Below are 12,322 nucleotides of genomic sequence, written 5' to 3'. Positions count from 1 at the left end.
ATGGATGAGGACGAGTTCGAAGACTACGACCGCGAGGTCGAGCTGGCCCTGTATCGGGAGTACCGCGACATCGTGTCGCAGTTCAAATACGTGGTCGAGACCGAGCGACGGTTCTACCTCGCCAACGAGGTCGAACTCGTGCGCCGCGACACCGAGCACGACTTCTACTTCGAGCTGACGATGAAAGACGTCTGGGTCTGGGATGTCTACCGCGCCGACCGCTTCGTGAAGTCGGTGCGCGTGCTCACCTTCAAAGACGTCAACGTCGAAGAGCTCGCCTCGCGCGAGTTCGAGCTGCCGAAAGAACTCGCACTCGACGAATAGCACTGTTCCTCCACAGCTGCGCTTCTCGATCGACCTTCGTGACTTCGCCGTTCCGGGCCTCCGCAGGTGCGGCCGACCGCCACGCTGGACGCGGAGGTGGTGCGGATGGCGCACAACGCAGAACTCGGCAGGCACGGCGAACAGCTCGCGGTGGAGCATCTCGAGGCACGCGGTATGGAGGTGCTCGAGCGCAACTGGCGCTGCCGCATCGGCGAGATCGACATCGTGGCGCGCGACGGCCGAGACACGGTATTCGTCGAGGTCAAGACACGAACGTCGGGTGACTACGGGCATCCGTTCGAGGCGATCACGCCCCTGAAGCTCGCGCGCATGAGGCGGCTTGCGATCGCTTGGTGCGAGGCGACGGATGCCCCGGTCTCGCGCATTCGCATCGACGCCGTCGCGGTGCTCGCCCCGACCGAGGCGCCCGCGCTCATCGAGCACCTCGAGGGGATCAACTGATGCCCGTCGCTCGCACGCGCTCGGTTGCGCTGCTCGGATTGACGGGCTCGATCGTCGAGGTCGAGGCCGATCTCTCGTCGCAGCTGCCGGCATTCATCATCATCGGGCTGCCCGATGCGGCGCTCGGCGAGGCACGCGATCGGGTGCGCGCCGCTGCCGTCAACGCCGGCTGCCCCCTTCCGCAGCGGCGGCTCACGGTGAACCTGTCGCCGGCGGCGCTGCCGAAGCACGGCTCGGGCTTCGATCTCGCGATCGCGATCGCCTGTCTCGCCGCGTCGGGCGAGATCTCGCCCGAGTCGATCGAGCATGTCGTGCACCTCGGCGAGCTCGGCCTCGACGGTCGGCTCCGCCCGATCGACGGCATCCTGCCCGCCGTTCTCGCCGCGGTGCGGGCCGGGTACGACACGGTCATGGTGCCGGCCGCGAATGCGGGTGAAGCGAGCCTCGTGCCCGGGGTCACGGTCATCGGGGTCGCTTCGCTCATCGATGCGGCGATCTCGCACGGCGGGGCATTCGACGAGCGGGTGTTCGAGCCAGTCCCGGCTCCCGAACGCGCTGAGCAGGCCGACGAGTCGCCCGGCGATCTCGCCGACATCGCAGGCAACGATGGCGCGGTCGACGCTCTCATCGCCGCCGCGGCCGGAGGGCACCACATGTTCCTCCTCGGGCCGCCGGGGGCGGGCAAGACGATGCTCGCCTCGCGGTTGCCGGGCCTCCTCCCCGACCTCGAGGCCGAAGAGGCGCTCGAGGTCGCCTCCCTCAGATCCCTTGCCGGACAACCCCTCAATGCCGGGCTCTCGCTGCGACCGCCATTCGAGGCACCCCACCACACGGCGACGGCGGCGGCGATGGTCGGTGGCGGCAGCCGGCTGATCCGCCCGGGTGCTGCAGCCCGCGCTTCCCACGGGGTGCTCTTCCTCGACGAGGCGCCGGAGTTCCCGTCGGCGGTGCTCGACGTGCTCCGCCAACCGCTCGAGTCCGGCACCATCGCGATCCATCGTGCGAACGCCGTCGCGTCGTTTCCCGGCCGCTTCCAACTCGTGCTGGCGGCCAACCCCTGCCCCTGCGGCAACCACGGCTCCAAGGTCGGCGACTGCATCTGCCCGCCTGCGGCCCGTCGGCGCTACATGGCCCGCGTGTCGGGGCCGCTCCGCGATCGGCTCGACCTGCAGCTCTTCGTACCGCGCATCACGGCCGCCGGGCTGCGAATCGCGGCCGAGCAGCCGGGAGTATCGACGGCCGTGGCGCGTGAGCGGGTTCTCGAAGCCCGGGGGCGGGCCGCCAGGCGATTGCGCAACACACCATGGCGTACCAACGCGCAGATGCCCGGCCCGTGGCTCCGGGGCGCCGGCGGGCTGCACCCAGGCGGCCGCGCGACGGCCGATCTCGACCGCTCGCTCGAGCTCGGCGGAATCACGATGCGCGGCTACGACCGCATCCTCAAGGTCGCGTGGACGCTCGCCGACCTCGACGGCGCGGACTCGCCCGGACTCGAACATGTCGGGCGGGCGCTCTTCCTCCGAAAGGGGCTCCCACAATGAGCATCGTCCGCCGCTCGGCAACCCAGCTGCGCATCGAACTCTCCGCCGTGCGGTCCGTCGCGCCAGACGACGCGACTGCGCTCGACGACGTCTTCGCCAGGGCGTTGCTCGGCACCTTGGCCGAACCCGGCGATGGCGTGCTCGGGCGCGCGATCGAAGTGCTCGGTGCTGCGCCGACGGCCGAGCTGCTGCTCGGCGGGGCAAGCCCAGCTCGCTTCATCGACGAGGTCGCGCAAGCCGGGGGAGCGATCGACGAACGTGAGGCGACCGCCGGGCTCGAGCGTTGGCTGCCCCGCCTCGATCACGACGCGTTCGTGCGATCGCTGGGGCAGGCGGTGCGCGTGGGAGCCCGCCTGGTGCTCCCATCCGACGCGGTCTGGCCGCGAGGCGTCGATGAACTCGGCGTGCACGCGCCGATCGGCCTGTGGGTGCGCGGCCGGGCAGCCGCACTCGCGAGCGCGAGCGCTTCGATCTCGCTCGTGGGTGCGCGAGCAGCGACCGGCTACGGCGAGCACGTGACGATGGAGGCATCGGCGGGGCTCGTCGATCGAGGCTTCGCCGTGGTCTCCGGGGGCGCGTACGGCATCGACGGCATGGCGCACCGGGCCGCGCTTGCGAGCAGCGGCACGACCGTCGCCTTCCTCGCCGGAGGCGTCGACCGGTTCTATCCGATGGGGCACGAGACACTGCTGACCCGAATCGTCGAAACCGGTGCCGTGATCTCCGAGCTTCCTTGCGGCGCTGCGCCGACGAAATGGCGGTTCCTGCAACGCAATCGACTCATCGCCGCCGCGAGCGATGCGACCGTGGTGCTCGAGGCCGGACTTCGCTCGGGGTCCTTGAACACTGCCGGACACGCGGCCACCCTCGGCCGCCCGTTGGGCGCGGTTCCCGGTCCGGTGACGAGCCCGGCGTCGGCCGGCTGCCACCGACTCCTGCGAGAGTTCGACGCGGTGTGCGTCGTGGATGCCGATCAGATGGCCGAGCTCGCCGGTGGTCAGCGGGGGCGCGTCATCGCGACGCAGCACGGTGCACCCGAACAGGGCGGCGCCTCGGCCCGCGCGGCGCACGAGACTCCGGCCCGACGATGGGGAATCGAGTCGACGCCCGAGGCGGTGCGGGTGCTCGACGCGCTCAGCTCCCGTAGCCCTCGAGAGCTCGTCGACGTGGCACGCCGGTGCGGTATGGCGCCGATCGCGGTGATGGGTGTGCTCGGCGGACTCGAGGCCGCCGCACTGGCCGCGAGGCATCCGCAGGGCTGGTTGCGGGCGAAGCGGAAATGAGCACGTCGGGCCGGCCGCGGAGCCGGCCAGGTCTACGGCTAGCTGTACCCGGCCGAAGGCGCTGCGGCCTGAAGCTGCAGGTGAAGGTCGTGAATGCTCTCGGCGAAGAAGGTGAAATCGTCCTCTGCTGTCGGCGCTTCGCCATTCGGTCGGGGAAGGTACGCCGTCCTCATGCCCGCCTCTGCTGCAGCGCGGAGGTCCCAGGCGTGCGCTGCAACCATGATCGGGGTCCCAGAAGAAGAAGGGGCGTTTGCGATGGCCGCCTCGTAGATTCGCGCTGCCGGCTTGTAGCTCTGCACGTCTTCGCCCGAGATCACCTGATGCCACCGCAGTCCCGAGCGCGAGCTGAGCCCGGTCAGCGTGCTCCGACTCGCATTGGAGAGACCCATGACGGTCGCGTCTCGGGCCAATCGGTTCACTCCGTCGATCGTGTCGTGCCATGGGGTCAGCTGCTCGCCGGCGGCGTAGAGGTCGGCGACACTTCGCCCGGGCCTGAATCGCCACTGGCTGGCGAGTTCATCGAGCGCCTCCCGGTCGAGAGCATCGCTCGGAGCGAACGCGCGTCGCCCCGAGACGATCTCCTCCTGCTGCGCCTCGACGTGTGCGAGCCAAGCGGAGAGAGCGAGGTTCGCAGCGTCTTCGTCCGCCACGATCACCGAGTTCAACTGCCCCAACAGACTCCCTCGTTGATCGACCAAGGTGCCGAGAACGTCGAAGACCACGGTTTCTCGAACTGCTGAAGCGTTGGTGCTCATCCGTTCAACAGTACGGGTCGCAGGTAGAGCGCGCAGCAGTGGCAGGCCAGCGCGTCGGCGGCAGCCTCTAGGCTGGCGGCGGAAAGAGGGGTCTATGCATCAACCGCAACTCGGCCGGTATCCGGCCGCCCGGCACGTCATCGCCCACATCAGCGACACGCACCTGCTGCGCGAGGGCGCACCGCTCGGCGGCGTCGCCGACACGGTCGCCGCGCTCTCCCAGGTGATCGCGCAACTCGACCGACTCGGCTCCTCGATCGACGCGATCGTCGTCACCGGCGACGTGGCCGATCTCGGGGAGCCCGACGCCTACCGGCTCGCTCGCGGCTCCCTCGAGCCGCTCGCCGAGCGCACCGGCGCCCGCCTCGTCTGGGTCATGGGAAACCACGACGAACGAGCCGCGTTCCGCGCCGGCCTGCTCGGCGAGCGCGCCGATGATTCTCCCGTGCATCGCATCATCGAGGTCGACGGGTTGCGCATCATCGCCCTCGACTCGACCGTGCCGGGCTTCCACCACGGCGAACTCGATGATGCGTCGCTCGACTGGCTCGATGCCGCGCTCGCCGAACCCTCGGCGAACGGCACCGTCATCGCGATGCACCACGCGCCCATCGCCACGCCGCTCGCGCTGATGGACCTGCTCGAGCTGCGTGGGCAGGAACGGCTCGCCGAGGTCGTCCGCGACCGCGACGTACGACTCATCCTCGGCGGTCACCTGCACTACGCGACCAACGGCAGCTTCGCAGGCATCCCCGTCTCCGTCGCAGGTGCGACCTCGTACACGATGGATCTCTCGGCCCCGCCGCGCGAGCTCGTCGGCATCGACGGGGGCCGCTCGTTCACGCTCGTGCATCTCGCCGACGACGGCCTGGTGACCTCGGTGGTGCCGGTGGGTCCGTTCCCGCCGGTCACGAGCTTCAGCGAGACGTTCCTCGCCGAGATCGAGGCGCTGACGCCCGATGAGCGCCTCGAGCGGTTCTCCCGCAAGCGCCCCGCGGAGTGAGTGCGGCCACGGCGCGCCGCGGGCGCGTCGGACCGCGCGACGGGCACCGGGGGAGCAAGCTGGAGTCGTGAGCCTCGACCTCCTCCTCGACGACTATCTGTCGCACGTCGCCGTCGAGCGCGGATACTCACAGCACACAGTCGCCGCGTACCGGAGCGACCTCCTCGAACTCATCTCATTCGCCGAAGAGCGGGGTCCGGCAGAAGCCGCAGCACTCGACCTGCCGCTGCTGCGCGACTGGCTCTGGGCGGCAACCGAACGAGGCCTCGCCCGAACGAGCATCGCCCGCCGCGCGGCATCCGTTCGCGGGTTCACCGCCTGGCTCACGCGTCGCGGCACCCTCGCGACCGACCCCGGGGCGAGACTCAAGGCGCCACGCGCCCAGCGCACCCTGCCCCGCGTCGTCACCGAGCAGGCGGTCGCCGAGACGCTCGCCGGGCTCGACGCTCGAGCCGCCACCGGTGAACCCGCCGAGATCCGGGATGCCGCGATCATCGAGTTGCTGTACGCCTCGGCCCTGCGGGTCTCCGAGCTCGTCGGGCTCGACCTGGAGGACATCGACCGCCGCCGCCGTCTCGTGCGGGTGCTCGGCAAAGGCGCGAAGGAGCGAATGGTGCCCTACGGAGCGCCGGCAGCACGCGCGATCGACCGATACCTCGATGAGGCGCGGCCCGCGATGGTGGCGGCCGTCGAGACCGCTGCGACAGCCACGGACGCACCCGGTCGAGCGGTCGGCGTGACGTCCGGACGCACGCGCGCCGTGTTCCTGGGCGCCCGCGGCGGTCGCATGGGCGTGCGCAGCGTCTATCGACTCGTCGCAGCGCTGCTCGCGGAGATACCCGGCACCGGGCCGAGCGGCCCGCACGCCTTCCGCCACAGCGCCGCCACGCACCTGCTCGACGGGGGCGCGGACCTGCGTGCAGTGCAGGAGTTTCTCGGGCACGCAAGTCTCGGCACCACTCAGATCTACACGCACGTGTCGACGGAACGGCTGAAGCAGAGCTACCGCACCGCGCACCCTCGCGCGTGAGCTCAGCGATCAGTTCGACGGCAGCAGCACGGCGCGCGGCAGGCCGCCGAGGAAGAGGAACGGTGAGACGTACTCGCCGTCGACTCGCACGCCGAAGTGCACGCAGCCCGACGCACAGTGCCCGCCCGTCGACACGGTGCCGATGGGGTCGCCTGCGGCGACGGAAGCTCCGGTCTCGACGAGCGCGGCAACGGGTTCGATCGCGCTCACGACGCCGCCACCATGGTCGATCGCGACGACGGGCCGCCCGGCGACCATGCCGGCGTAGCTGACCACGCCGGCGGCCGGTGCGACCACGGATGCGCCGACCTCGGTCGCCACATCGATGCCGCGGTGACCGGCCTCGTATGGCGAAGGAGGGGCGCGGAATGGCGAGACGACGCGGATGGGCGCGGCGACGGGCCAGCGCCACTGCTCGGCATACTCGGCGACGGCTCGGTACTCGCGCGATGCCGGACCGCCGTCGCCGATCCCCAGCGCGGAGGCCAAGGGTGCGGTCGTAGCCAGGGCGAGCAGCATCGACGAGGCCAGTGCGGATGCCGCTGCAGCGGGCCAGCGGCGCCCCCGTGGGCATGCGATCGGCGAGGATGCCGGCGGGGGGAGAGCTGCGTTCATGCTTCGATGCTCGGGCGCCACGCGGCATCCGTTCGTCTCGATCGCTCAGATGTGTACGCCGGCGATCCGGACGCGGTTGGGGAGGGGGAGTGCCGATGATAGAGTATCGGGAGCACTCCGGTCTTCCGGGGTGACTACGCGCGCCATTTCGGCCGACGACTCCACTCAGTCCCGCTCCACGCTGTTCCGCAGCCGGAGCAGGCGGAGCCGTGCCGGGCGCCAGGGCTCCAGCCGCCGGCTGGAGCGACAACTGAGAACAAAGGAGTACGGCTCATGGCCGTCGTCACCATCCGCCAGCTGCTCGACAGCGGCGTGCACTTCGGGCACCAGACCCGCCGTTGGAACCCGAAGATGAAGCGCTTCATCCTCACGGAGCGTTCGGGCAGCTACATCATCGACCTGCAGCAGTCGCTCGCCTACATCGACAAGACGTACGACTTCGTGCGCGAGACGGTCGCCCACGGTGGCACCATCCTCTTCGTCGGCACCAAGAAGCAGGCGCAGAACGCGATCGCCGAGCAGGCGACTCGCGTCGGCCAGCCCTACGTGAACCAGCGCTGGCTCGGTGGCCTCCTCACCAACTTCCAGACGGTCTCCAAGCGCCTCGCGCGCATGAAGGAGCTCGAGGAGCTCGACTTCGAGGGCACCACGAGCGGCTTCACCAAGAAAGAGCTGCTCATCAAGAAGCGCGAGCTCGACAAGTTGCACAAGTCGCTCGGCGGCATCCGCAACCTGACGAAGACGCCTTCGGCGCTCTGGGTGGTCGACACCAAGAAAGAGCACCTCGCGATCGACGAGGCCAAGAAGCTCGGCATCCCCGTCATCGGCATCCTCGACACCAACTGCGACCCCGACGAGGTCCAGTACCCGATTCCGGGCAACGACGACGCGATCCGTTCGGTGAGCCTGCTCACCCGCATCGTCGCCGACGCCGCAGCCGAGGGCCTCATCGAGCGCCACCAGAAGCCCGAGGCCGAGGGGAACGTCTCCGCCGTCGAGCCGCTCGCCGAGTGGGAGAAGGAGCTTCTCCAGGCGGGTACGCCCGAGCAGTCCTCGCCCGAGACCGACAAGGTCGACGGCGCAGCGGCCGAGGCCGAAGAGGTTGCCGAGATCGTCGAGGTCGTTTCAGCGGATGCCACCGCGGAAGCCGCGACCGAGTCGGCCGACGACGCTGAAGCAGCAGTCGACGCTGAAGCAGCAGTCGACGCTGAAGCAGTCGTCGAGGCTGAGCCGGTCGTCGAGGCTGAGCCGGTCGTCGAGGCTGAAGCAGCCGTCGAGGCTGAGCCGGTCGTCGAGGCTGAAGCAGTCGTCGAGGCCGAGCCCGCCGCCGAGTCCAAGTAAGACCACGAGTCCAGGAGACTTACAGATATGGCCAACTTCACTCTCGAAGACGTCAAGAACCTGCGCGAGCGCCTCGGCACCGGCATGGTCGACACGAAGAACGCACTCGTGGAGGCCGACGGTGACCTCGAGAAGGCCGTCGAGATCCTCCGCTTGAAGGGTGCGAAGGGTAACGCGAAGCGTGCCGACCGCTCCACAGCTGAGGGCCTCGTCGCCGCCGTCGACAACGGCGACGGCACCGCCACGATCATCGAGCTCGCCTGCGAGACCGACTTCGTCGCCAAGGGCGACAAGTTCGTCGGCCTCGCCGACCGGGTTCTCGCGGCCGTCGCCGCGGCTCGTGCCGAGACCGTCGAGGCCGCCCTGGCCGCGCCGGCCGACGGCAAGACCGTCGCGACCGTGATCGACGAAGAAGCTGCGATCCTCGGCGAGAAGGTCGAGCTTCGTCGCATCCGTCTCGTCAAGGGCGAGCACTTCTCGATCTACCTGCACAAGACGTCGAAGGACCTCCCGCCGCAGGTGGGCGTCGTACTCGGGTACTCCGGTGACGACGCGGAGACCGCTCGCTCGGTGGCCCAGCACATCTCGTTCGCGAACCCGGAGTACCTCGCCCGCGAGGACGTTCCGGCCGACGCGGTCGAGAAGGAGCGCGGCATCGTCGAGCAGATCTCGCGCGAGGAGGGCAAGCCTGAGGCCGCCCTTCCGAAGATCATCGAAGGCCGACTCGGTGCCTTCTTCAAGCAGGTCGCACTGCTCGAGCAGGACTACGCGAAAGACAACAAGCTGTCCGTCGCGAAGGTCCTTTCCGACGCAGGCCTCACGGTGAGCGACTTCGCTCGCTACAAGGTCGGCGCCTAGGTGCACCACGGGAGTCCGGATCGTTCGCGATCCGGACTCCTTTGCTGTGTCCGGAGGGAATTCGGATGCCCGACCCGCCACACTCGTCGAACACGCACGACAATCGACGCTGCGCTGGGGTCGGCGAACCAGTAGTTTTACACCCACAGGGGAAGGATCGGTCGGGATGACGGAACACAAGCGCAGGGTCCTGTTGAAACTCTCGGGTGAGGCGTTCGGGGCGGGGTCGCTCGGCGTGAATCCCGACGTGATCAGTGCACTCGCGCGCGAGATCGCCGATGCGGCACGAACGGTCGAGATCGCCATCGTCGTCGGCGGCGGCAACTTCTTCCGGGGTGCTGAGCTCTCCCAGCGCGGTATGGACCGCGGCCGGGCCGATTACATGGGCATGCTCGGCACCGTGATGAACGCGCTCGCCCTGCAGGACTTCCTCGAGCAGGCCGGCGCCGAGACCCGCGTGCAGTCGGCGATCTCCATGACGCAGGTCGCGGAGCCGTACATCCCTCGCCGTGCGGAGCGTCACCTCGAGAAGGGCCGGGTCGTCATCTTCGGCGCCGGCGCCGGCTTGCCGTACTTCTCGACCGACACCGTCGCCGCGCAGCGGGCGCTCGAGATCGGTGCCGAGGTCGTGCTCGTCGCGAAGAACGGTGTCGACGGCGTCTACTCGGACGATCCGCGTACGAATCCCGATGCGCACAAGATCGACCGCATCAGCTACCAGGAGGCGTTGCAGCGGGGGCTCAAGGTCGTCGACTCGACGGCGTTCAGCCTGTGCATGGACAACGGCATGCCGATGCAGGTGTTCGGCATGACGCCGCACGGCAACGTGACGGCGGCGATCCTCGGCGCCGACCTCGGCACCATCGTCAGCAACGGCGTGCCCGCCACCAGTCGATAGACTGTCCGCAGTAGCGAACCAGAAGGAGCCCCCGTGATCGCGGACGTACTTTCCGATGCCACCGCACGCATGCAGAAGGCCGTAGAGGTCGCCAAAGACGACTTCGCGACCGTTCGCACGGGCCGGGCCAACCCACAGCTCTTCCAGAAGATCCTGGTGAGCTACTACGGCACGCCCACGCCGCTCGCGCAGCTCGCCTCGCTTGCGAACCCCGAGGCCCGCACGCTCGTCGTGACACCCTACGACAAGGGCGCGCTGAAAGACATCGAGCAGGCCATACGCGACACTCCGAACCTCGGTGCGAACCCGTCGAACGACGGCAACATCATCCGGGTGACGCTGCCCGAGCTCACCGAAGAGCGCCGCCGCGAGTTCGTGAAGATCGTTCGTGCCAAGGCGGAAGACGCGCGCGTGTCGGCGCGCAACATCCGTCGCAAGGCGAAAGACGACCTCGACGCCCTCAAGGGCGAGGTGGGTGACGACGAGGTTTCGCGCGCAGAGAAGGAACTCGAGCAGATCACGAAGTCCAACGTGGATGCCATCGACGAGGCCTTGAAGCGCAAGGAAGCCGAACTCCTCGAGGTCTGAGGCAAGAGATGTCGGGCGGCCCAGAAGAGGATCAGTCGGGTGACGGGGGGCCTGAACGAACCTCGCGCGACGAGTTCCGCGCGCAGGTGCACGCACGCAAAGCCGATCTCGAGCGTCAGTTCGAGGTGGGCAGAGCACAGTTCGATCAGACTCAGGAGAAGATCAAAGCCCGCACGGGTCGCAACCTGATCCTCGCGATTCTCATCGGACTCGCATTCGGCGCCGTACTACTGCTCAGCCTCCTGTGGATCAAAGAGTTGTTCCTGCTCTTCGCCGTCTTCATCGCCGCATTCGCGAGTTACGAACTCGCGCAGGCGTTGCGCAAGGCCGACTATCACGTTCCCCGCATCCCGACCGTCGTGGTCGCCGTGGCTGCGGTGCCGCTCTCGTACTACGGCGGTGCCGTCGGACAACTGATCGCCGTGCTCGGCGGCATCCTGATCGTCACGCTCTGGCGGATCGGCGAACAGATGGTGCCATCGCTGCGGCGCTCGTCGGCTCGAGCGCTCACCCGCGATCTCGTCGGGGGTGCCTTCGTGCAGGGATACGTCACCTTCCTCGCGACCTTCGCGGTGGTGCTGACGGCGGCCGAGGGGGGCGAACTCTGGACACTCGCCTTCATCGCCGTCGCCGTTGCGGCCGACACGGGCGCCTACGCCTTCGGGCTCATGTTCGGCAAGCACAAGATGGCGCCGATCATCAGTCCGAAGAAGACCTGGGAAGGGTTCGCCGGGGGAGCGGCCGTGAGCCTTCTGGCAGGTGTGCTGCTCTCGACGCTGATGCTCGGCAACACCTGGTGGTTCGGACTCATCTTCGGCACGGCGATCTTCTTGAGCGCGACTCTCGGCGACCTGGTCGAGTCGTTGATCAAGCGCGACATCGGCATCAAGGACATGAGTTCCTGGTTGCCAGGGCACGGCGGATTCCTCGATCGACTCGACTCGATCCTTCCGTCGGCCGCGGTCGCATTCGTCGCCTTCCGGATCTTCGGGTGAGCCTGCGCGCTGTGCCTCCGCAATAATGGAGCGGTGGATGCCACCTTCCCTCGCGTACGAAAGCCCAAGCTCGGGTACAACACCTCCCAGGTCGAGGAGTTCCTCCAGCTCGCCAGGCGCGCCTACGACGGCACCGTCAGACCCGGTGACGAGCCGCTGACATCCGATCGCATTCGGCTCACCGCCTTCGGCATGCAGAAGGGCGGCTACTCCACGACCCACGTCGATCAGGCGCTGGAACGACTCGAAGACGCGTTCGCGGCGCAGGAGCGACAGGTCGCCGCCCGTCTGCACGGTGGCGAGGCGTGGTTGCGCGAAGCGCGCACGACGGCACAGGTCGTCTCCAACCGGCTCGCGCGGCCGGAGGGCCGGCGGTTCGATCGCGTCAATCCGCTTGTTCGCGGATACAGCACGCGCGACGTCGACCGACTCGCAGACAAGCTCACCCGCTACTTCAGTGACGGTTGGCCGATTTCGATCGACAACGTGCGCACGGTCGTGTTCAAGACTCAGCGCGGCGGATATCGTGAGGCTCAGGTCGACCTCCTGCTCGACGCGGTCGTCGACGTGATGCTGGCGGTGCGGTGAGCGCGCGCGAGTCGCGCTCGCGACGGCGGGCCGACCTCCGA

Annotated in this window: 14 protein-coding genes; 12 read left to right on the top strand and 2 right to left on the bottom strand. The window is 68.6% G+C overall.

What is annotated here, in order from left to right:
* The 4 genes from AC1C2R_RS18275 (at window position 1) to dprA (ending at window position 3,610) form a co-directional block, all read left to right on the top strand.
* Window positions 1–324: a DUF2469 family protein gene (locus tag AC1C2R_RS18275; RefSeq protein WP_495353674.1), complete on the top strand. Its 324-nt coding sequence runs from the start codon at window positions 1–3 to the stop codon at window positions 322–324.
* Between the two features lie 105 nt (window positions 325–429).
* Entirely contained in the window at window positions 430–786 is a 357-nt protein-coding gene (locus AC1C2R_RS18270; protein ID WP_495353675.1) for a YraN family protein, read from the top strand.
* Window positions 786–2,327 carry a YifB family Mg chelatase-like AAA ATPase gene (locus AC1C2R_RS18265; RefSeq protein ID WP_495353676.1) on the top strand — a complete coding sequence of 514 codons (1,542 nt, stop codon included), beginning with the start codon at window positions 786–788 and terminating at the stop codon, window positions 2,325–2,327. Before AC1C2R_RS18270 ends, AC1C2R_RS18265 begins: the two co-directional genes overlap by 1 nt.
* Window positions 2,324–3,610, top strand: coding sequence for a DNA-processing protein DprA (gene dprA / locus AC1C2R_RS18260; RefSeq protein WP_495380840.1), 1,287 nt, complete (start codon window positions 2,324–2,326; stop codon window positions 3,608–3,610). Before AC1C2R_RS18265 ends, dprA begins: the two co-directional genes overlap by 4 nt.
* 38 nt (window positions 3,611–3,648) lie before the next feature.
* On the opposite strand, the gene AC1C2R_RS18255 is transcribed toward dprA, so the two are convergent.
* Window positions 3,649–4,365, bottom strand: a complete 717-nt coding sequence (locus AC1C2R_RS18255) for a haloacid dehalogenase type II (RefSeq protein ID WP_495380839.1) — start codon at window positions 4,363–4,365, stop codon at window positions 3,649–3,651.
* A 94-nt stretch (window positions 4,366–4,459) separates the two neighbouring features.
* Between AC1C2R_RS18255 and AC1C2R_RS18250 the strand changes: the two genes are divergently transcribed.
* Window positions 4,460–5,368, top strand: a complete 909-nt coding sequence (locus AC1C2R_RS18250; protein ID WP_495380838.1) for a phosphodiesterase — start codon at window positions 4,460–4,462, stop codon at window positions 5,366–5,368.
* Window positions 5,369–5,435: 67 nt separating this feature from the next.
* Window positions 5,436–6,398 (top strand): tyrosine recombinase XerC, encoded by a 963-nt coding sequence (locus tag AC1C2R_RS18245; protein ID WP_495353680.1) that lies wholly within the window; start codon window positions 5,436–5,438, stop codon window positions 6,396–6,398.
* A gap of 9 nt (window positions 6,399–6,407) precedes the next feature.
* On the opposite strand, the gene AC1C2R_RS18240 is transcribed toward AC1C2R_RS18245, so the two are convergent.
* Window positions 6,408–7,013, bottom strand: a complete 606-nt coding sequence (locus AC1C2R_RS18240; protein WP_495380837.1) for a murein hydrolase activator EnvC family protein — start codon at window positions 7,011–7,013, stop codon at window positions 6,408–6,410.
* A 273-nt stretch (window positions 7,014–7,286) separates the two neighbouring features.
* On the opposite strand from AC1C2R_RS18240, the gene rpsB reads away from it, so the two are divergent.
* The 6 genes from rpsB (at window position 7,287) to AC1C2R_RS18210 (ending at window position 12,281) form a co-directional block, all read left to right on the top strand.
* The gene (gene rpsB / locus AC1C2R_RS18235; protein ID WP_495380836.1) at window positions 7,287–8,354 is read left to right on the top strand and encodes a 30S ribosomal protein S2; all 1,068 of its coding nucleotides are present in this window, start codon (window positions 7,287–7,289) and stop codon (window positions 8,352–8,354) included.
* A gap of 27 nt (window positions 8,355–8,381) precedes the next feature.
* On the top strand, window positions 8,382–9,212 hold the full coding sequence (tsf, locus tag AC1C2R_RS18230) for a translation elongation factor Ts (RefSeq protein ID WP_495353683.1): 831 nt from the start codon (window positions 8,382–8,384) through the stop codon (window positions 9,210–9,212).
* 166 nt (window positions 9,213–9,378) lie between these two features.
* Window positions 9,379–10,110, top strand: coding sequence for a UMP kinase (pyrH, locus tag AC1C2R_RS18225; protein WP_495353684.1), 732 nt, complete (start codon window positions 9,379–9,381; stop codon window positions 10,108–10,110).
* 33 nt (window positions 10,111–10,143) lie between these two features.
* Complete coding sequence (gene frr / locus AC1C2R_RS18220; protein ID WP_495353685.1) at window positions 10,144–10,698, top strand: ribosome recycling factor; 555 nt, start codon at window positions 10,144–10,146, stop codon at window positions 10,696–10,698.
* An 8-nt stretch (window positions 10,699–10,706) separates the two neighbouring features.
* Complete coding sequence (locus AC1C2R_RS18215) at window positions 10,707–11,693, top strand: phosphatidate cytidylyltransferase (RefSeq protein ID WP_495353686.1); 987 nt, start codon at window positions 10,707–10,709, stop codon at window positions 11,691–11,693.
* A gap of 33 nt (window positions 11,694–11,726) precedes the next feature.
* A complete protein-coding gene (locus AC1C2R_RS18210) occupies window positions 11,727–12,281 on the top strand; it encodes a DivIVA domain-containing protein (protein ID WP_495353687.1) in 555 nt (184 codons plus the stop codon).
* Window positions 12,282–12,322: the final 41 nt, after the last annotated feature.

This window comes from Agromyces sp. Y182 (assembly GCF_059445385.1).
This window is presented reverse-complemented; position numbering and strand designations above follow the sequence as displayed.

Excerpts from the sequence above, each read along its gene's own strand:
- AC1C2R_RS18275 (WP_495353674.1), top strand. The coding sequence starts at position 1 with ATGGATGAGGACGAGTTCGAAGACTACGACCGCGAGGTCGAGCTGGCC.
- AC1C2R_RS18240 (WP_495380837.1), bottom strand. The coding sequence starts at position 7,013 with ATGAACGCAGCTCTCCCCCCGCCGGCATCCTCGCCGATCGCATGCCCA.
- tsf (WP_495353683.1), top strand. The coding sequence starts at position 8,382 with ATGGCCAACTTCACTCTCGAAGACGTCAAGAACCTGCGCGAGCGCCTC.
- AC1C2R_RS18255 (WP_495380839.1), bottom strand. The coding sequence starts at position 4,365 with ATGAGCACCAACGCTTCAGCAGTTCGAGAAACCGTGGTCTTCGACGTT.
- AC1C2R_RS18250 (WP_495380838.1), top strand. The coding sequence starts at position 4,460 with ATGCATCAACCGCAACTCGGCCGGTATCCGGCCGCCCGGCACGTCATC.
- rpsB (WP_495380836.1), top strand. The coding sequence starts at position 7,287 with ATGGCCGTCGTCACCATCCGCCAGCTGCTCGACAGCGGCGTGCACTTC.
- dprA (WP_495380840.1), top strand. The coding sequence starts at position 2,324 with ATGAGCATCGTCCGCCGCTCGGCAACCCAGCTGCGCATCGAACTCTCC.
- AC1C2R_RS18215 (WP_495353686.1), top strand. The coding sequence starts at position 10,707 with ATGTCGGGCGGCCCAGAAGAGGATCAGTCGGGTGACGGGGGGCCTGAA.
- pyrH (WP_495353684.1), top strand. The coding sequence starts at position 9,379 with ATGACGGAACACAAGCGCAGGGTCCTGTTGAAACTCTCGGGTGAGGCG.
- AC1C2R_RS18265 (WP_495353676.1), top strand. The coding sequence starts at position 786 with ATGCCCGTCGCTCGCACGCGCTCGGTTGCGCTGCTCGGATTGACGGGC.
- AC1C2R_RS18270 (WP_495353675.1), top strand. The coding sequence starts at position 430 with ATGGCGCACAACGCAGAACTCGGCAGGCACGGCGAACAGCTCGCGGTG.